Annotated in this window: 19 protein-coding genes and 3 tRNA genes; 9 read left to right on the top strand and 13 right to left on the bottom strand. The window is 39.1% G+C overall.

The genetic code is table 11. The features are described 5' to 3' along the window. The 3 genes from sufS (at position 1) to M998_RS02595 (ending at position 3,031) form a co-directional block, all read left to right on the top strand. Positions 1 to 1,239, top strand: a complete 1,239-nt coding sequence (gene sufS / locus M998_RS02605; RefSeq protein WP_068907379.1) for a cysteine desulfurase SufS — start codon at positions 1 to 3, stop codon at positions 1,237 to 1,239. A gap of 34 nt (positions 1,240 to 1,273) precedes the next feature. Continuing rightward, a complete protein-coding gene (sufE, locus tag M998_RS02600) occupies positions 1,274 to 1,690 on the top strand; it encodes a cysteine desulfuration protein SufE (protein WP_068443158.1) in 417 nt (138 codons plus the stop codon). 279 nt (positions 1,691 to 1,969) lie between these two features. Further along, positions 1,970 to 3,031, top strand: coding sequence for a L,D-transpeptidase family protein (locus tag M998_RS02595; protein WP_068907377.1), 1,062 nt, complete (start codon positions 1,970 to 1,972; stop codon positions 3,029 to 3,031). Positions 3,032 to 3,189: 158 nt separating this feature from the next. Here M998_RS02595 and M998_RS02590 read toward each other — a convergent pair whose 3' ends face one another. The 6 genes from M998_RS02590 to M998_RS02565 form a co-directional block, all read right to left on the bottom strand. Then, complete coding sequence (locus M998_RS02590) at positions 3,190 to 3,426, bottom strand: major outer membrane lipoprotein (RefSeq protein WP_004263789.1); 237 nt, start codon at positions 3,424 to 3,426, stop codon at positions 3,190 to 3,192. 415 nt (positions 3,427 to 3,841) lie between these two features. Next, the gene (gene pykF, locus M998_RS02585; protein WP_068443163.1) at positions 3,842 to 5,254 is read right to left on the bottom strand and encodes a pyruvate kinase PykF; all 1,413 of its coding nucleotides are present in this window, start codon (positions 5,252 to 5,254) and stop codon (positions 3,842 to 3,844) included. A gap of 403 nt (positions 5,255 to 5,657) precedes the next feature. Beyond that, positions 5,658 to 5,734: transfer RNA gene (locus tag M998_RS02580), tRNA-Val, on the bottom strand. A gap of 57 nt (positions 5,735 to 5,791) precedes the next feature. Further along, a tRNA-Val gene (locus M998_RS02575) sits at positions 5,792 to 5,868 on the bottom strand. Positions 5,869 to 5,925: 57 nt separating this feature from the next. Further along, positions 5,926 to 6,002, bottom strand: a tRNA-Val gene (locus M998_RS02570). A 159-nt stretch (positions 6,003 to 6,161) separates the two neighbouring features. Continuing rightward, positions 6,162 to 7,535 (bottom strand): MATE family efflux transporter, encoded by a 1,374-nt coding sequence (locus M998_RS02565; RefSeq protein ID WP_068443166.1) that lies wholly within the window; start codon positions 7,533 to 7,535, stop codon positions 6,162 to 6,164. A gap of 283 nt (positions 7,536 to 7,818) precedes the next feature. Between M998_RS02565 and M998_RS02560 the strand changes: the two genes are divergently transcribed. Further along, entirely contained in the window at positions 7,819 to 8,487 is a 669-nt protein-coding gene (locus M998_RS02560) for a riboflavin synthase (RefSeq protein ID WP_068443169.1), read from the top strand. Positions 8,488 to 8,745: 258 nt separating this feature from the next. Here M998_RS02560 and M998_RS02555 read toward each other — a convergent pair whose 3' ends face one another. The 3 genes from M998_RS02555 to punC all read right to left on the bottom strand — a co-directional run bounded on the left by M998_RS02555 (position 8,746) and on the right by punC (position 11,432). Next, the gene (locus M998_RS02555) at positions 8,746 to 9,021 is read right to left on the bottom strand and encodes a putative quinol monooxygenase (protein ID WP_068443172.1); all 276 of its coding nucleotides are present in this window, start codon (positions 9,019 to 9,021) and stop codon (positions 8,746 to 8,748) included. A gap of 24 nt (positions 9,022 to 9,045) precedes the next feature. Next, positions 9,046 to 9,801, bottom strand: coding sequence for a helix-turn-helix domain-containing protein (locus M998_RS02550; protein ID WP_068907375.1), 756 nt, complete (start codon positions 9,799 to 9,801; stop codon positions 9,046 to 9,048). A 404-nt stretch (positions 9,802 to 10,205) separates the two neighbouring features. Next, positions 10,206 to 11,432, bottom strand: a complete 1,227-nt coding sequence (punC, locus tag M998_RS02545; protein ID WP_068907373.1) for a purine nucleoside transporter PunC — start codon at positions 11,430 to 11,432, stop codon at positions 10,206 to 10,208. 123 nt (positions 11,433 to 11,555) lie between these two features. Here punC and punR point away from each other — a divergent pair, with 123 nt between their 5' ends. Next, on the top strand, positions 11,556 to 12,461 hold the full coding sequence (punR, locus tag M998_RS02540) for a DNA-binding transcriptional activator PunR (protein ID WP_068443180.1): 906 nt from the start codon (positions 11,556 to 11,558) through the stop codon (positions 12,459 to 12,461). Between the two features lies 1 nt (position 12,462). Here the strand turns inward: punR and purR are convergent, their stop codons facing one another. Next, on the bottom strand, positions 12,463 to 13,488 hold the full coding sequence (gene purR, locus M998_RS02535) for an HTH-type transcriptional repressor PurR (RefSeq protein WP_068443183.1): 1,026 nt from the start codon (positions 13,486 to 13,488) through the stop codon (positions 12,463 to 12,465). A 269-nt stretch (positions 13,489 to 13,757) separates the two neighbouring features. On the opposite strand from purR, the gene cydH reads away from it, so the two are divergent. Then, positions 13,758 to 13,841 carry a cytochrome bd-I oxidase subunit CydH gene (cydH, locus tag M998_RS20145; RefSeq protein WP_111750954.1) on the top strand — a complete coding sequence of 28 codons (84 nt, stop codon included), beginning with the start codon at positions 13,758 to 13,760 and terminating at the stop codon, positions 13,839 to 13,841. Positions 13,842 to 13,932: 91 nt separating this feature from the next. Here cydH and sodB read toward each other — a convergent pair whose 3' ends face one another. Continuing rightward, entirely contained in the window at positions 13,933 to 14,511 is a 579-nt protein-coding gene (gene sodB / locus M998_RS02530; protein ID WP_068907371.1) for a superoxide dismutase [Fe], read from the bottom strand. 275 nt (positions 14,512 to 14,786) lie between these two features. Between sodB and M998_RS20005 the strand changes: the two genes are divergently transcribed. Together M998_RS20005 and M998_RS02520 are read left to right on the top strand one after the other, a co-directional pair. Beyond that, positions 14,787 to 15,050: a hypothetical protein gene (locus M998_RS20005; RefSeq protein WP_068443188.1), complete on the top strand. Its 264-nt coding sequence runs from the start codon at positions 14,787 to 14,789 to the stop codon at positions 15,048 to 15,050. A 533-nt stretch (positions 15,051 to 15,583) separates the two neighbouring features. Continuing rightward, on the top strand, positions 15,584 to 15,931 hold the full coding sequence (locus M998_RS02520; protein ID WP_068443191.1) for a Grx4 family monothiol glutaredoxin: 348 nt from the start codon (positions 15,584 to 15,586) through the stop codon (positions 15,929 to 15,931). Positions 15,932 to 16,019: 88 nt separating this feature from the next. Here M998_RS02520 and rnt read toward each other — a convergent pair whose 3' ends face one another. Together rnt and gloA are read right to left on the bottom strand one after the other, a co-directional pair. Then, positions 16,020 to 16,664 carry a ribonuclease T gene (gene rnt / locus M998_RS02515; protein ID WP_068443195.1) on the bottom strand — a complete coding sequence of 215 codons (645 nt, stop codon included), beginning with the start codon at positions 16,662 to 16,664 and terminating at the stop codon, positions 16,020 to 16,022. 126 nt (positions 16,665 to 16,790) lie between these two features. Continuing rightward, positions 16,791 to 17,198, bottom strand: a complete 408-nt coding sequence (gene gloA, locus M998_RS02510; RefSeq protein ID WP_068443198.1) for a lactoylglutathione lyase — start codon at positions 17,196 to 17,198, stop codon at positions 16,791 to 16,793. A 168-nt stretch (positions 17,199 to 17,366) separates the two neighbouring features. Here gloA and M998_RS02505 point away from each other — a divergent pair, with 168 nt between their 5' ends. After that, positions 17,367 to 17,606 (top strand): DUF1289 domain-containing protein, encoded by a 240-nt coding sequence (locus M998_RS02505; RefSeq protein WP_068443200.1) that lies wholly within the window; start codon positions 17,367 to 17,369, stop codon positions 17,604 to 17,606. Positions 17,607 to 17,764: the final 158 nt, after the last annotated feature.

The raw sequence follows: 17,764 nt of genomic DNA, 5'->3' as shown, positions 1-17,764 counted from the left end.
ATGCTATTTAACGTAGCCGCTGTGAGGCAGGATTTTCCTGCCTTATCTCAATCCGTGAATAATCACCCATTAGTTTATCTCGATAGCGCTGCAAGCGCACAAAAACCATTACAGGTGATTGAACGAGAAAGTGAATTTACGTTGCATCAATATGCAGCGGTTCACCGTGGAATTCATACGCTGAGTGCGAATGCAACAACGATGATGGAAGACGTTCGCCAGAAAGCGGCAGATTTTATTCATGCATCGTCGAATGAAGAAATTATTTTTGTTAAAGGAACGACAGAAGCCATTAACCTCGTTGCTAACAGTTTTGGCCGTAAATATTTGCGTGAAGGGGATAACATCGTCATCACGGAAATGGAACATCACGCTAATATTGTGCCTTGGTTTATGTTGGCAGAAGAAATTGATTTTGAAATCAGAGTATTACCGATTACGGATGATGGGAGGCTCGAATTAAGTCAATTAGAACAATTGATTGATTCTAACACCCGTTTACTGAGCTTTACGCATATTTCAAATGTTCTAGGTACGGTTAACCCAGTTAAAGATATCATCAAGCAAGCTCGTCAGATTGCCGCCACGAAAAATAGCCAGCTGTGTGTGCTGGTGGATGGTGCTCAAGGAGCAATGCATCAACAAATTGATGTGCAATCCCTCGATTGTGACTTTTATACTTTTTCAGGCCATAAATTATACGGGCCTACTGGTATTGGTATTCTCTATGGTAAGAAAGCCTTGCTTGATGAGATGCCACCGTGGGAAGGCGGCGGGGCGATGATCCGCAAAGTCAGCTTAACAAAAGGCATTACGTTTGCAGATGCGCCATGGCGCTTTGAAGCTGGAACGCCAAACGTTAGTGCGATCATTGGCTTAGGTGCTGCATTTGATTACTTAAATGTGTTAGGGCTAAAAGAAGCGTTTGCTCATGAAGCTGAAGTGATGGCTTATGCCTCACAAAAACTTCAAGAGATCCCATCCCTCATTTTATATGGTAATGAAAATCGTGAAGGGGTTTTAGCGTTTAATTTGGGTCATCATCATGCTTATGATGTTGGTTCATTTTTAGATCAATATGGTATTGCCATTCGTACTGGTCACCACTGTGCGCTGCCACTGATGGAGCGTTATAATGTGCCTGCGATGTGTCGTGCATCTGTGGGGATTTACACCACAAAAGAAGACATCGATTCTTTATTCAATGCATTACAGCGCATCAAAAAATTGTTAGGCTAGGCCATTAATTTAGACCTTGGTAAAGGAACGAAGTATGCCCGCATTACCCGATGAAAATAAACTGTTACGTAATTTTGCTCGTTGTCAGGATGGGGAAGAACGTTATCTCTATATGATAGAACTTGGCGGGCGTTTACCTGCACTAGAAGAAGCACAAAGAAACGATAACAATCTTATTTCTGGTTGCCAAAGCCAAGTGTGGATCGATATGCAAAAACAGGGCGATGGCACGATTTTGTTTGCGGGTGATAGTGACGCTGTGATTGTGAAGGGGCTAGTTGCTATTGTGATTATCCTATTTCAAGGTAAAACTGCGCAGCAGATTTTAGCCCTTGATGTGAAGTCATTTTTTCAGCAATTAGCGCTAGAACAGCACTTAACGCCATCTCGCACTCAGGGTCTTAATGCGATGATCCGCACCATCCTTGCCCGAGCTAATGAATTAGTTTAATCCATTCAGGGGAAGCTATCCTGTTTCCCCAGTTTATTTTTTCTTGCTAATCTTTTGTATTTTGAAGATAAATCGCTATGTTTTGATATGAAAATGCGCTATTAAATATGATTAGCTAACTAAAATATTCATTAAGTATTAAAGATATCAAAGATAGTTGCTATTATGAGCAATATTCATTGAATTATTGTAATAATGCATCCACAAAATAATTTGAGATGTTCGTGGTTTATTACCGCACAACTTGATGTATGACGGTCTATTTTCCTTGGAGTAGGTATGAAAAAAGTTTTGACGATGACAAGTTTGCTTGTCATGAGTGCATTAATTGCTCCCGCACAGGCAAAAGAATATCCATTACCAGATAGCAATACACGTCTAATCGGGGAAAATCTATCTTATGTTGTACCAAATGATGGCCGCCCGTTAGAGGCGATAGCCAGCGAACATGAAATTGGTTTGCTAGGCATGCTTGAGGCGAATCCAGGTACGGACCCTTACCTTCCTGAAGCCGGTAAGGAACTGATTATACCTGCACAAATGCTATTACCTGCAACACCAAGAACTGGTATCGTGATTAACTTAGCTGAGCTTAGACTGTATTACTATCCAGCAAACAGTGAAGAAGTGATTGTTTATCCTATTGGGATAGGTCAATTAGGGCGCGATACTCCGGAGATGGTCACATCAGTTAGCCAATCAATTAAAGATCCAACCTGGACACCAACAGCGAATATTCGCAAAAATTATGCAAAAGAAGGTATTACATTACCTGCAGTGATCCCTGCCGGGCCGGAAAATCCAATGGGGCTTTATGCATTACGCCTTTCTCATGGTCGAGGTGAATACCTTATTCATGGTACCAATGCGGATTTTGGTATCGGTATGCGAGTGAGCTCAGGTTGTATTCGTTTACGTCCAGGAGATATTGAAGCGCTATTTAAAACAGTACCAAAAGGGACGCGAGTACAAATTATCGATCAGCCGGTTAAATATTCAAAAGAAGCTGATGGCAGTTATTATATCGAGGTTCACCAACCACTCTCTAGAAAAGAAAGTGATAACCCACAAACGATGCCAATCAAAATAACTGACGATTTTAAGCGTTTTCTCGAGAATGAAGGGATAGACAAGGAATTAGTTAAAAAAGAGCTTACTCGACGTTCTGGGATGCCTGTGAGGGTGAATAATGACCAAGGCGTAACTGAACCTGTAAGTGATGGCGAAAATAATACGCAAGAGTTAACCCCAATTGAGCCGTTTAATATTTCGCAGCCAGAGCCAACCTATGAAGGAAAAATTGGCGCGTTATTACCTGCGAAGTACCAATCCTACCATTAACAGCTTCACACCGAGGGTAGGGTTTTAACTGTACCGTCTAGTGAATCTCATCAAATAAAATATTCTGACATAAATAATAAGGGCCTATTTAAAATAGGCCCTCTGAAATACTATCTAACTTCAAAGAAGTTTTTATCTAGATAACAACTAGTTCGAACTTATTTTTTGTAAGTACGGACTTGGTTGTCCAGACGTTGGTTAGCACGTGCTGCTTCTTCTTGAGCTGTTTGAACGTCAGAACGCAGTGACTGAACATCGTTGCTCAGCTGATCAACTTTACCATTCAGCGTTTGTACGTCTGAAGAGAGTTTTTGCACTTCAGTGCTGTTAGAACAACCCGCTAGTAATGCTGAAGCTAATACGATAGAGCCCAGTACAATTTTAGTACGAATCATTATTTTACCCTCTAGATTGATTTATCTTGAAAATATAAAAAGTAAGTTACCAAATGATAGCATTAAGATTCGTTATCTTAATGCTAACTATATCCCTTTAAAACAACCTAATGAAAATTAGGGTATGGCACTCACTTAGTCTTATGCTAGTACTTAATTTAAAATTTTGCTAGAAATACTTTATATTTAGGGCTAGGAAAAAGTTGAAAAATTTAAATTAGGAATAATGATGGTTGTTATTTGACCAATGTGAATTCGTTTTGTGATATTGAACTTAAATAACAGATAGAAAATGAATGTTTAAATGACAATAAAGGGAATAGTTTATAAAAGGTAGCATTAAATGTTAAATGAAAATAAGAAGCCCTATTACTCAATCTACAGTAATAGGGCTTTAAATATTCGTTTTGGTTAATTATAGAACATGTACAGACGAGGTATTCGTTGTGCCACTTTGTACTAATGCACCAGAAACCATGACGACTGCATCACCTTGAGTGGCAAGACCGCTCTCAAGTGCAGCGCGTTTACCTTCACGGTAAAAATCATCAGTCGAAGTGAAACCACCAACAATCATTGGGATAACACCTTTAACTAATAGCAGCTGACGTGCAGTTTCTTCGTTAGTGGTTAATGCAAGGATAGGTGCAGTCGGGAAGTATTTACGGATAGACTTTGCTGATTTGCCCCCAAAAGTTGCAACAACGATAAGTGGAACGTCTAATTTTTCAGACATTTCAACGGCACCGCGACATACGGCTTCGGTTACGCGTAAACGTTGGCTTGGTTTTTGGTTATCAATACGAATTGGCATCACACGGTCAGTGCGCTCACAGATTGTTGCCATGATAGTCACAGCTTCAACAGGGTATTTACCCTTGGCGCTTTCACCTGACAACATAACTGCATCAGTACCGTCTAAAATTGCGTTAGCTACATCACCGGCTTCAGCACGAGTAGGACGTGGATTTTTAATCATTGAATCAAGCATTTGTGTTGCAGTAATAACAACCTTACGTGCTTTAACACATTTTTCGATCATCATTTTTTGAGCGAAAATAACTTCTTCGACTGGGATCTCAACGCCTAAATCACCACGAGCAACCATGATGCCATCAGAGGCTTCAAGGATTTCATCGAAATTATTTAAACCTTCTTGGTTCTCAATTTTAGAAATGATTTGAATGTTCTCGCCACCATGTTTTTTCAGATGGGTACGAATTTCTTCAACATCGGAACGTTTACGGATAAAAGATGCAGCAACAAAGTCAACACCTTGCTGGCAACCAAAGACTAAATCTTCTTTGTCTTTTTCTGCTAGAGCGGGTAAACCTATGGAGACGCCCGGTAAGTTAACCCCTTTTTTCTCACCTAAATCGCCATTATTTAATACTTCACAGATGACTTCAGTTGCAGTGACATTGGTCACTTTCATACCAATTAAGCCGTCATCGACTAATACAGTATCACCTGCTTTTAGGTCAGCGGTTAAACCTGGATAAGTCACTGCGACTTTATCTTTATTTCCAATAACAGAAGTATCGGTTGTAAAGGCAAAGGTTTGTCCTGCAACGAGGGAGACATCATTTCCACCCTCTAATTTCATGGTGCGGATTTCTGGACCTTTAGTATCCAGCAAAATAGCAGCTTGTTTACCTGTTTTTGCACAGACAGCGCGAAGGTTTTTGATACGTTGACCATGTTCTTCATAGTCACCGTGGGAGAAGTTTAGACGCATGACATTCATGCCTGCATCAAGGAGTTGGGTCAATTTTTCTTCTGATTCGGTTTTTGGGCCGATGGTACAAACAATTTTAGTTTTTTTCATGGCAGTCTATCTAAAGGTTATAAAGGAAATCGGTATTGCCGCCGACACTTAAATGCGCATGATAAATTTTGTTGCGCAACTCATTTATAAGAATAGGCGACAGGCTGGTGTTTAATACAATTTAATTATAAAAATGTCTCAATTTGATTCTAATTATAGTGTAGACGACATTTTTATTAAAGCTAACATACTGATTTATTACTGATGAAACCTTTCAGCAACTGCGCCCATTATAGACAACAAAAAACTGTGAGACAAATCAAATTTTATTAAATTGATTGAACAAATATTTTAGATCAAATAAATGAGTGATTTTCAACGCAAATTTGTTGCGCAACAAAATAGCATTGGGAATTAAAAGCAATGAAAGTGAGGATAATAAATGGAGAGGGAGAAAAGCGAATGGTGCGTCCGAGTAGACTCGAACTACCGACCCCCACCATGTCAAGGTGGTGCTCTAACCAACTGAGCTACGGACGCACTGAAGTTACTGTTTATTTTGTATAAACGTTATCTGGTAAAAAGTAAGACTCGAAATGGTGCGTCCGAGTAGACTCGAACTACCGACCCCCACCATGTCAAGGTGGTGCTCTAACCAACTGAGCTACGGACGCACTGAAGATACCGCTTATTTTGTATAAATGTTGTCTGATAAAAAGTAAGATTTGAAATGGTGCGTCCGAGTAGACTCGAACTACCGACCCCCACCATGTCAAGGTGGTGCTCTAACCAACTGAGCTACGGACGCATATCAATAAAAATCTAGGTGACAACGGGGACGAATATTAACGTTCCGTCGCCAATCTGGCAAGGGGAAAATGTATTTTCATGATAGTTTGCTCGTATTTAAAACTATCTGATGAAAAATACACACTCCCTTGCAATAAAACGCTTAATTAACCGTCAATTAACGTGTCGATTTTAAAAGAATGGCACTCTCTGGTTGTTTATGGATCCATAAAATACGTGCTGCCATACCAATAGCGGCTGCACTTAATCCTATAATAAAGCCAATCCAAAAACCTTGAGGTCCCATTGCAGGCACAACAATATCGGTTAGTGCTAAGATATAACCTGCTGGGAGACCTAATACCCAATATGCGGTAAAGGTGATAAAGAAGATAGATCGGGTGTCTTTATAACCACGTAAAATTCCCGCACCAATAACTTGCACTGAATCCGAAAGTTGATAAATAGCTGCATACAGCATTAAGCTAGAGGCAAGAACAACCACTTCAGGATTTTTGTTATACATCATGGCAATCGGTTCACGGAATGCCGCAGTTAAAATTGCGGTCATACAGGCCACCATTAAACCCACCGCGAGACCAGCATAAGATGAAACCTTCGCTGCTTCGGTCGATTGTTTACCGAGGTTATAACCCACACGAATAGTTGCCGCGATCCCTAAAGATAGCGGGAACATAAACATGACAGAGCTAAAGTTTAGTGCGACTTGATGTCCAGCTACAGCGACAACGCCAAGAGGCGCAACCAGTAAAGCAACAACCGCAAATAAAGTCACTTCAAAAAATAGAGCGAGACCAATAGGGGTACCAAGAACAACGATCCGTTTTAAGATTATCGGGTTTGGTGAGGCAAAAGATTGGGTTGCTCTAATATCACGTTGTGCAGGTGCTCGTTTAACATACCAACGCATCAGCATACACATGACCCAATAAACAGAGGCGGTTGCAACACCACAACCTACACCACCAAGAGCAGGAGCACCAAAGTGGCCATAGATAAAAATATAGTTAATTGGAATATTGACCATTAGACCCAGAAAACCAATGACCATCCCCGGTTTGGTTTTTGAAAGTCCTTCACACTGACTACGATAAACTTGATAGAACAGATAACCCGGAGCCCCCCACATGATCGCATGAAGGAAACGCACTGATTTATCCGCTAGCTCAGGGTCAATATGGGGCATATTACCAATGATAATCTTGCTATTATACAGCAAGAACATAACGCCTAATGATAGCAGGAACGCTAGCCATAAGCCTTGCTGAACTTGATCACCAATTAAATTCCGACGGCCTGAACCATTCATTTGAGCAATAATTGGAGTCAGTGCCATTAATAGCCCCTGGCCAAAAAGTATAGCTGGCAACCAGATTGAAAATCCGACTGCAACTGCTGACATCTCAGTTTCGCTAACACTTCCAGCCATAATCGTATCGACAAACCCCATTGCGGTTTGAGAAAATTGGGCGAGAAAGATAGGAATACCAAGAGCCAACAAGCTACGCGCTTCTGTAAAGTATTTCTGCACGCATACACCTTCACAATAAATTAAAAATAAGTAAGAGAAAAAAGTAGAAGGAAAACAAATGATTTACGATAAATCAGTTAGTTATTATCAACCGTGCATTCTATCTCTTTTATTAATTTAATCCAATAAGGATATTTAGCCGAATGATAAAAGAGTATTTCCATATGTGTTTTCATTTTAATCAATTTAGATAAAAACCACGCGGTTAACCGCTCAAATAAGATAGACCTCTGAAAATTCTTAGGTAAACTTAGAGCATAAATTCACTACACTGAGATCCATTATGTTTACAGGTATTGTTCAAGGCATAGCCCCAATTATCGATATCACCGAAAGAGCCAATTTTCGCACTCATGTAATGAAATTTACACCAGAAATGCTCGTTGGTTTAGAAACGGGTGCATCCGTCGCCCACAATGGTTGTTGTTTGACTGTGACGAAAATAGACGGTGAAAAAGTGAGTTTTGATTTAATTAAAGAAACACTCAGATTGACCAACCTTGGTGCTTTGAAAGAAGGCGATGTCGTTAATATTGAAAGAGCTGCAAAATATGGCGATGAAATTGGTGGACATATTGTTTCTGGCCATATTGTGACAACCGCTGAAATCAGTAAAATTTTCACATCAGAAGATAACCATCAAATATGGTTATCTATTTATGATAAATCGCTGATGAAATATATTTTACATAAAGGTTTTGTCGCTATTGATGGGATTAGCCTAACCGTTGGTGATGTGATTAATAACCGTTTTTGTGTTCACTTAATACCGGAAACACTGGCGAGAACAACGCTAGGCAAAAAACGTTTAGGTGATAAGATCAATATTGAAATCGATCCACAAACGCAAGCTATTGTGGATACTGTTGAACGTGTATTGCAGCAAAAAGAACAAGCGAAAATTTCACAACAAGGAAATGCATCCGCTGATATGCCAGAGCATGAAGAATAATGGCGACAGTTATTTTGATGTAACGCTATTTTTAAAATTAATCAGGCTATGGCATGTTTATCATTTAGCAATAGCCTGATTTTATATTGGCTTGTTAGTGAAAATCAAGGCGAGTGATTTTTTATACACTAAAGAGGAAGGACACATCCTTTGATTACTCTTTTAGTTGGAGACATGGATCACGACAAAGCTTAATAACGAAAATCGTTGATAAATTTTGTATATAAAAAATAAGCAGCAAAAAATAACAGTACCTAGCTACACCTTTTCACTAAAATTGACCGAAAAACTCGCATTATCTAACGCAATGGCTTCAACAAGTCGTTTGAAGTGCTCTGTATTCTTGTGCATTTCTAGCGCGTTTGTACTTTCCCACTCTTCAAAAACAATGTAGCCATTTTCTCTCGCCATAAGGTCATACCTGATGCATCCTTTCTCGCGTCGGCTAAGCTTAGCTAAATCGCGAATGATTTTTTTCGTTAAATACCCGTCCGTTTTTTCAGTTGTAATTTGGGCATACACAACAATACTCATTCCGTTCTCCTTATGTATTAAGAACTATCTTAATGGGTACTTGGTTTTTGTATTGTAAAAAAACGAATAGTTTGATTTTAAAAACGCCGACGGTGTCATTGTGAAGTATCTTTTAAAATCACGATAAAAGTGGGATTGATCATAATAACCCGTTTCAAACCAACGATAAGTATCTTGTTCTTTTACCATTGTTTTTAAAACATGCTCTAAGCGACAATTGATCTGGTAACGTTTTGGCGTAATTCCATATTCTTTTAAAAATTCCTTTTGAATAAAACGGGCGCTGTAACCCGTTTCATCGGCAATATCGGAGATTTTTTTGGTGGGATTGCGATATAGGATATCGAGAATACTATCAATGATATGCGGTTTTTTGCTTGCTTTCGTGGTTACATAGCAGTCACGTAGCTCTTTAAATGAAGAGTTTACCAGTGCCTCAAACCAATTATTATTCCAAATATGGCTTAATGCTGTCGGAATATCCGTATAGTTTAACGTACGTTGTGGTAGTAAAAAGCGTAAAGCATCATGTCTGACACGTAGCACCATTACTTTTTCATTATTTGGTGTAACAGTAAATGTGTGTATTCTTGGAATGACCAGCTGAAATTGATTCGTTATCGTTTGAGTACTCGTAGACATGATAATGTCTTTTGATGAGATCCAGATTTCCGCACCAGTACCAGGAAAAATTTTAATTGGGTCGGCAAATTTCTTGATGATAAGAATTGAGCTAATAAAAGCGCTTAATTCTTCAGGTGGGTAATACTGTTTCAGCATAGTTCTTATACACTCATTATTAAGTGTTCATATAATAGCTCTTTTTGACAAAGAAATTAACTAAAGAAAATATGGCTTGTTATAGATGAAAAAGTAAAACAGTAGCTTGTTTACCGAATAAGCTTTCGAATCATCACTTAAGCATCATAGGTGTATCTTTTAATATGTGGAATATTAAAAGGAATATGGAGGAAGTGAGGAACGTCAGAGATTAGCAATAAAAATGACTAAGTAAATACAACTATAAAAAATTTGTTCTACGCTTAATGCTAATGATCGAAGTTTAATTGAAAATCAACGGTAATAAATAATAGGTGGGAACAAGTTTGAAATTTTTTAGATAAACTAAGCCACTGGTCATTATTTGATGCAGTGGCTTAAGGTTAAAAGTGAATTGCGTTAATTTATTGCTCGGTTTGGTATTCTGAGGGTTTAACTGTGTTTTCAGTATTCTCAGCGCAACGTTGCATAAAATAACCAATAATCATTGGAATAATGGTAACGGCCATCACTCCCGTCGTTGCGAGCAATGGATCGAAAGTCAGTGTTGAAACCAGTAAGCTGGCGAGGAAACATAAGCCTAATTGTAATGCATTTTGTAATGCTGCGGCTTTACCACTTGCACTTGGGAATGTATTGAGTGCTTTGGAAACGGCAATTGGGTATGAAGCCCCATTCATGGCTGCCATAAAGCAGAATGGGATCAGGATCATCGTTAAAGTTGGTGTGGTATAAATTGCCATGATAAATAAGATAGACATACTAACGGCATAGCCAACAAGTAATAGTGGGAATAGTGTTTCCGCGCGCACTTTTGCTAAGATAAAGCGACATCCATAGCCACCAATGATAAATGCAAGTGTTTGAGGTATGTAGCTTAAACCAATATCTGCAGGGTTAAAGCCCATGTTGCGAAGGATAAAGGGTGAACCTGTCAGCCATGCAAAAAAACCGGCGCTACAGGATGCATAAATCAACACGTTACCACTAAAAACTCGCGAGCTTAGTAGATTCAGAAATGAAACCTTAGCTTGAGGTTGAGTTTCATTGGTTATTACTTTAGGCGTGATTTTTTTAAGGAGCAATGTCGGCATTAATAATAGGACCCCGACAATCATTAGGACAACAAAAATAAATTCCCATGTTTGATGTTCAAGTACCCATGCGCCAAGTAAAGGGGCGAGTGCAGGAGATAACGCGACAAGGGGCATAATAGAAGCAAAAACTTTTTGTGTGCTGGCAGCATCATAGCGGTCAATAACTAACGCTTGCCAAAGTACTGCAGCAGAGCAGACACCAACAGCTTGCAAGAAACGTAAGATTAATAATTGAGTTGCATCGGTAACCCAAAGCATGCCTAAACAGCTGACGATGAAAAGGGATAGGCCGACAATCAGTATTGGTTTACGCCCAAGTTTGTCAGAGAGAGGACCCCATAAAAGCTGAGCGAAAGCGAAACCGGCTAAGAATATACTCAATGAGGCGCTGATCGCACCCTCAGATGTATTTAGTGAAGTTTGCATTGCACCAAATGCAGGTAAGTACATATCAATAGCCAAAAACCCCAGCATGCTGAGTCCAGCAAGGTAAATCATAAACCCCGGGGAGTTTTTTGTTGCAGTATTCGTCATAATTATTTACTTATTCTAAATTTAAAAAAATGTTAACAGTTCCCTTATTGTATAGGCTATTTTTTTACATTGTGAAACGGTAATATTTGGATCGTGCTATCAAAATATTTGAAAGGAGAAATTATGTGGTCAGCCCATGCACTTGAAGTTATCGATGCCGTCGCACGAACAGGAAGCTTTAGCGGTGCGGCAGAAGAGCTGCACCGCGTACCATCAGCCATTAGCTATACCGTTAAACAAGTTGAAGAATGGCTTGCTGTACCGTTATTCGAAAGGCGTCATCGCGATGTGGTTTTGACGGAGGCGGGTGTCATTTTCATCAAGCAAAGTCGTTCGGTCATCAAAAAAATGACAGATACACGCCATCAGTGTCAGCAAGTGGCGAATGGCTGGCGTGGCCAGTTTAGTATTGCGGTGGATTGTATTGTCAAACCTCAGCGAACAGAACAGCTTATTCTTGATTTTTATCGCCACTTTCCTGACATTGAGCTTTATATTCATCCTGAAGTATTTAATGGTGTTTGGGATGCATTGGCCGATGGTCGAGTCGATGTCGCTATTGGGGCGACTCGTGCGTCACCTATTGGTGAGCGTTATAGCTTTCGGGATATGGGATTTATGTCTTGGATGTGTGTGGCGGATCCTGAGCATCCGCTAGCGCAAATTAAAAATTATCTCACTGATGATGAAATGCGGCAATATCCAAGCTTGTGCCTTGAGGATACTTCACGAAATTTACCAAAACGTGATACATGGGCATTGGATAACCAGCGGCGTTTAGTTGTGCCCTATTGGGAAAACGGTGTGGCCTGTCTGGTGAACGGGCTATGTGTGGGGATGGTTCCTGAACATCGGGCCGCTCCCTTGTGTGCAGAGAACAAATTAGTCGAGTTAGCTTTGGCACAACCGTTTCCACCGAGCCCATGCTGCTTAACATGGGTAGAAAAAAACACCTCTCCAGCGTTGAGTTGGTTGCTCGACTATTTAGGTGATAGTGAAACGCTCAACGCAGAGTGGTTAGCCCCTTAATTTAACGGCGATAGTCGATATAGGGGCCATCTGCTACGGAACGTCGCTCAACTAAGCGAGGGTGAACTTCAATTGTTTGAGCATCTTCGCGCTTGTTGACAATACGATCGAGCAGCATGGTGAAGGCCATTTGCCCTAAACGCTCTTTCGGTTGGTGAATGGTGGTCAATGCTGGCGTAAAATAGCGTGCATTGCGAACATTGTCGTAACCAATAATTGAAATATCTTGTGGAACGCGTAAACCCATCTCATCCGCAGCACAAATTGCGCCCATTGCCATAATATCACCACCGCAAAAAACGGCGGTTGGGCGCTGTTTGTGGCTAAGAATTTGCATCATTGCCTTATAACCAGATTCTGGTTCAAAATCCCCCTGAACAATCCATTCATCTTTAAGGGTAATTTTGGCTTCTTCCATCGCTTTTTGGAAGCCCGTTAAGCGTCCTATACCCGTATTTCTTTCGAGTGAACCGGGGATCACGCCAATATCACGATGACCTCTGTCGATTAAATAACGACCGGCAAGATAGCCGCCATGGAAAGAGTTATCGATAATACTATCAGTAAAATCGCCTCGAGAAGTTCCCCAGTCCATCACCATCATTGGGATATTGCGATAATCCTCCAGCATACTGATGAGTGTATCTGGATATTCCGAACACATGACTAATAGCCCATCAACACGTTTTTGAGCAAGCATCTGTAAATAGGCTTTTTGTTTGCCTAAATTATTATGAGAGTTACATAGGATTAAGGTATAACCTTTTTCATAACAGCTATTCTCAACCGATTCGATAACTTCAGCAAAATAGGGCGCTTCACTAGACGTTGCCAATAAACCGATAGATTTCGTGTGATTAACTTTTAAGCTACGGGCAACTGCGCTTGGTGAATAATTGAGCTCTTTTATGGCAGCCCAAACGGCCGCTTTTGTATCATCAGCTACAAAGCGTGTTTTATTAATAACATGGGATACGGTTGTGGTGGAGACGCCAGCGCGCTTAGCCACATCTTTAATCGTTGCCATGGGGGAAAAAAACTCCTGACCAAATATTAGGTCTCGTTAAGAATTCTTGTTAAAAAATTACCTGCATATTGATGCATAGATCCTTTGCTGGCAATAATTTAGCGATTTGTTATCGATTTTGTCTGATCTAGCGCAAAAACGAAAGAAATAATTGGTGTTATAACATGTGATATAGAGACTGGTTTTACAATTTTTGACGTGTATACTGAATTAACCTTGTGGTTTTTATGGTTACTTGCGTACTTAAATGCTTTAAATGAGAGGGATACATGGATACAGATCTTAAATTTGGATTATTAGCGGCATTCGGTTCATTAGCGGTAATTATTGTTTTTGTAGTACATATTTTCTAATTTTATTCTCATCCACTTTTGGGTGAAAATATTAAGGGCGAGTTATTAACTCGCCCTTAATTGTATAGAACGCTATGCGTTCTTGCCTAATTTAGGCTAGATTTTCTTCAACAAACTTCCAGTTAACTAATGCCCAGAAGTTTTCTAAATATTTAGGACGCGCATTACGGTAGTCAATGTAATAAGCGTGTTCCCAAATATCAACGGTCAACACCGGCTTGTCATCACCAGAAATCGGTGTTGCTGCATTTGAAGTATTCACGATAGCTAGGCTACCATCTGCTTTTTTAACCAGCCAAGTCCAGCCAGCACCAAAATTTTTGATTGCTGCATCGGTAAATTGCTCTTTGAATTGTGCAAACGACCCAAAGGCTTTGTTAATGGCATCAGCAATTTTACCTGTTGGTTCACCGCCTGCATTTGGTGCGAGACAATTCCAATAGAATGTGTGGTTCCATACTTGCGCGGCGTTATTGAATACACCTGCATCAGAGGTCTTAATAATTTCTTCTAAGGACTTACCTTCGAAGTGAGTTCCCTTGACGAGATTATTAAGGTTAACAACATAAGTATTGTGGTGTTTACCGTAGTGGTATTCCAGGGTTTCAGCGGAAATATAAGGTTCTAAAGCATCTTTAGCATACGGTAGAGCGGGTAGTTCGAATGACATTGCTTACTCCTTGGTTGCTTTGTATCAACATACTTGGGTGTTTGCTCGTAAATGAGCGAAAAATAGAGCTAATTTTCTGATGGTTATCAATATCTCTATTACATTGAACCCTCAGATATTTAATATGTTAATGATAGCATGATAAACCTTATAAAAGGTAAGTGTTAATGTTTTGCTAATGGGCAACTTATAAATCAAATTGATATTCAACAACATGAGACAGCCATTTTATGTTAAATTAGTAAAGGATTAATGGATATACAGAAGGAGAAGTGATGAATTCATTCTTTAGAAATTTGATATTTAAACATTTAACAGTAAAGCGGGAGATAAACGATTTAGACACACAAGAGAGAGCATTATTAATTTATTTTCTTCATACAAAATATAAAAAAAGAAAAATAAGAATTTATAAGCGCGCATCTAAAAGATTGATCGATAGGGGGATACTTAAAGTCGTGGATTCTGAAGTGAAACCCGGCAGTAAACTCGTCAAAGTATCAGATAAATATTACCTTTCATTGAAAAAATTCTTATAACACGCAGCTTGAATGAAAGAGTTGATTTTATCGACTCGGCTATATTACCAATAACCCAAAGCCGAAAAATATCGTCATAAATGGATATTGCCCTGTCACAAGTTTTTTAACCATCGTCATATATCAAATCAAGCCAATTTATTTTAGACGATTAAAAATTTAGTTGAGGATATTTTTAACAACGAAAACGAGTGATAGCATCACTGTATCGCGCAACATAAAAATGTAGGCCAAAGTTTAACGCATATTTGTACTAATTTAATTATACGACTTAATTGTTGTGATAAAACTGCATTGAATTTGGGCTAAGGGAAAAGGCACAGATTTATTTGACTTGAATCATAAATTAGTCACAATAGTAGCAAATCAGAGGAGGGGTTTATCCCCTCTTTTTTCATTCGAGAGTATGGTCTAACTTGTTGATGTATTTAGAGTGAAATGGTGTATTGCGTAGTGTATTTTTGGGCTAAACTATATCAATCTTATTGATATATAAGAAATATGCTAATCATGTTAATGTTAAGGAAGTAAAAATGACAACTATTGAAAGAATTGAGCGCCAAGTTAAAGAAAATCCAATCCTATTATATATGAAAGGCTCTCCTAAACTTCCGAGCTGTGGTTTTTCTGCTCAAGCGGTACAAGCATTATCGTCTTGTGGTGAGCGCTTTGCTTACGTTGATATTCTGCAAAATCCGGATATCCGTGCAGAATTGCCAAAATATGCAAATTGGCCAACTTTTCCTCAGTTATGGGTTGATGGCGAATTGGTCGGTGGCTGCGATATCATTATGGAAATGGCTCAACGCGGTGAGCTACAAACCTTAATTAAAGAAACAGCGGATAAATATCGTTCTGAAGATGATGTCGCTGCCGAATAATTAAACTTTAGTTGAAGTAATTTATTTCGACAAATCACACTCGTTGAAACCGTATCAGTCATAAAAGGCTAATACGGTTTTTACGTAATTATTCAGCACCTTCAGCGAGTGGCCAGCCACCTAGCTTTTTCCATTTATTGACTATTTCACAAAATAATAATGCAGTGCGATTCGTATCATATAATGCGCCATGAGCTTGCTTACCATCGAAGGGAATACCTGCGGTCACACATGCTTTTGCCAGGATGGTCTGACCAAATACTAAGCCACTCAGCGCAGCGGTATCAAAAGTCGCAAAAGGATGAAAAGGATTACGTTTTAAACCTGCTCGTTCCGCAGCATTCATCACAAAATTGTGGTCGAAATTAGCATTGTGTGCCACGATAATTGCACGGTTACAATCGGTATTCTTCATACCTTTACGAACCACTTTAAAAATAGCATGAAGAGCGTCATATTCGCTGACTGCACCACGCAGTGGATTTTTTGGGTCAATTCCCGTAAATGCAAGAGCAGAAGGCTCTAGATTAGCGCCTTCAAACGGCTCAACATGGAAGTGCAGAGTTTCATCAATAGACAGCCAGCCGTCTTTATCCATCTTCAATGTAATTGCTGCTATTTCTAACAACCCATCAGTTTTTGCGTTAAAACCCCCTGTTTCTACATCAATAACAACAGGGTAATACCCCCTGAAACGGTTAACTAGGGCATTAATATTATTTTTTTCAGACATTATTTTTTCATTTTAGGGTTTCTGGTTGGGCATTATTATGCCAAAGCCAGTAAAATTTTGTAGGTAAACTCAGAATAAAATTTAGGTGACCAAGTAAGCCACCTAAATTTAAAAATAGAAGGTCGATTAATCACCTAACCCTTTACTTGCACTTTTGTTTTCGATGAGCTCAATTTTATAGCCATCGGGATCTTCAACAAATGCAATCACGGTAGTGCCACCTTTTACAGGGCCAGCTTCACGGGTGACATTTCCCCCTGCTTGGCGAATGGCATCACATGTTTTAGCGACATCATCAACACCTAAAGCGATGTGACCATAGGCATTACCCATATCATAGCTGTCAACACCCCAATTATAAGTGAGTTCGATAACAGCGCCTTCACTTTCATCACTATAGCCAACAAAAGCTAAAGAATATTTATATTCTGTGTTTTCGCTTGTTCTCAAAAGACGCATACCTAAAACTTTAGTATAAAAATCAATTGAGCGTTGCATATCCGTTACACGTAGCATGGTATGAAGTAAACGCATAAAAAACCCCTTAAATTTACTTGGTAAGCCTGAATCGATTTATCTATTAATATAACGCGGCTATCGCCTTAAACACAATGATAGCAGTTTACTTTTTAATCAAACGATGTATATATTCATTTTTATAGAGTATATCATAGAATTAAGATTCAAATTGAGGGGATTCGAATGGCGGAACAGCTTGAGTTTTTTGAAATTCCAAGTCCTTGCCGTGGCATTTGTCAAACAAATGATCAGGGATACTGTCGAGGTTGCTACCGGACTCGTGATGAACGTTTTAGTTGGTTGAAATTTTCAGATGCAGAAAAACGTAATATTATACGCCTATGTCACCAACGTTACTTAAGAGCGATAAGCAAAAAGCAACCTCAAGAAGAGGAAGTGACAACGCAGCAACAACTTTTTTAATATATACTATTAAGTAATTATTTATTCGCTTAAGTTCTTAATAATAATTAATATCTGCAATTAATGTTATATTCAATTATATCATGTTAACTAATGCCTAATGTTACATTTCAATAAAATTTTATTTATTCAAAATAGTTATGAGAGTAAATTAACCG

It is taken from the genome of Providencia heimbachae ATCC 35613 (assembly GCF_001655055.1).
GTDB classification, from domain to species: Bacteria; Pseudomonadota; Gammaproteobacteria; order Enterobacterales; family Enterobacteriaceae; genus Providencia; species Providencia heimbachae.
The sequence above is the reverse complement of the archived record's forward strand: the minus strand, read 5'-3'. Positions and strand labels throughout refer to the sequence as shown.

What these genes read in the sequence shown, in the direction of transcription:
- pykF (WP_068443163.1), bottom strand. Translation starts at nt 5,254, where the DNA reads ATGAAAAAAACTAAAATTGTTTGTACCATCGGCCCAAAAACCGAATCA.
- M998_RS02505 (WP_068443200.1), top strand. Translation starts at nt 17,367, where the DNA reads ATGGCGGAACAGCTTGAGTTTTTTGAAATTCCAAGTCCTTGCCGTGGC.
- M998_RS02560 (WP_068443169.1), top strand. Translation starts at nt 7,819, where the DNA reads ATGTTTACAGGTATTGTTCAAGGCATAGCCCCAATTATCGATATCACC.
- sufS (WP_068907379.1), top strand. Translation starts at nt 1, where the DNA reads ATGCTATTTAACGTAGCCGCTGTGAGGCAGGATTTTCCTGCCTTATCT.
- purR (WP_068443183.1), bottom strand. Translation starts at nt 13,488, where the DNA reads ATGGCAACGATTAAAGATGTGGCTAAGCGCGCTGGCGTCTCCACCACA.
- M998_RS02520 (WP_068443191.1), top strand. Translation starts at nt 15,584, where the DNA reads ATGACAACTATTGAAAGAATTGAGCGCCAAGTTAAAGAAAATCCAATC.
- M998_RS02555 (WP_068443172.1), bottom strand. Translation starts at nt 9,021, where the DNA reads ATGAGTATTGTTGTGTATGCCCAAATTACAACTGAAAAAACGGACGGG.
- punR (WP_068443180.1), top strand. Translation starts at nt 11,556, where the DNA reads ATGTGGTCAGCCCATGCACTTGAAGTTATCGATGCCGTCGCACGAACA.
- cydH (WP_111750954.1), top strand. Translation starts at nt 13,758, where the DNA reads ATGGATACAGATCTTAAATTTGGATTATTAGCGGCATTCGGTTCATTA.
- sodB (WP_068907371.1), bottom strand. Translation starts at nt 14,511, where the DNA reads ATGTCATTCGAACTACCCGCTCTACCGTATGCTAAAGATGCTTTAGAA.
- punC (WP_068907373.1), bottom strand. Translation starts at nt 11,432, where the DNA reads ATGACGAATACTGCAACAAAAAACTCCCCGGGGTTTATGATTTACCTT.
- rnt (WP_068443195.1), bottom strand. Translation starts at nt 16,664, where the DNA reads ATGTCTGAAAAAAATAATATTAATGCCCTAGTTAACCGTTTCAGGGGG.
- M998_RS20005 (WP_068443188.1), top strand. Translation starts at nt 14,787, where the DNA reads ATGAATTCATTCTTTAGAAATTTGATATTTAAACATTTAACAGTAAAG.
- M998_RS02590 (WP_004263789.1), bottom strand. Translation starts at nt 3,426, where the DNA reads ATGATTCGTACTAAAATTGTACTGGGCTCTATCGTATTAGCTTCAGCA.
- M998_RS02550 (WP_068907375.1), bottom strand. Translation starts at nt 9,801, where the DNA reads ATGCTGAAACAGTATTACCCACCTGAAGAATTAAGCGCTTTTATTAGC.
- gloA (WP_068443198.1), bottom strand. Translation starts at nt 17,198, where the DNA reads ATGCGTTTACTTCATACCATGCTACGTGTAACGGATATGCAACGCTCA.
- sufE (WP_068443158.1), top strand. Translation starts at nt 1,274, where the DNA reads ATGCCCGCATTACCCGATGAAAATAAACTGTTACGTAATTTTGCTCGT.
- M998_RS02595 (WP_068907377.1), top strand. Translation starts at nt 1,970, where the DNA reads ATGAAAAAAGTTTTGACGATGACAAGTTTGCTTGTCATGAGTGCATTA.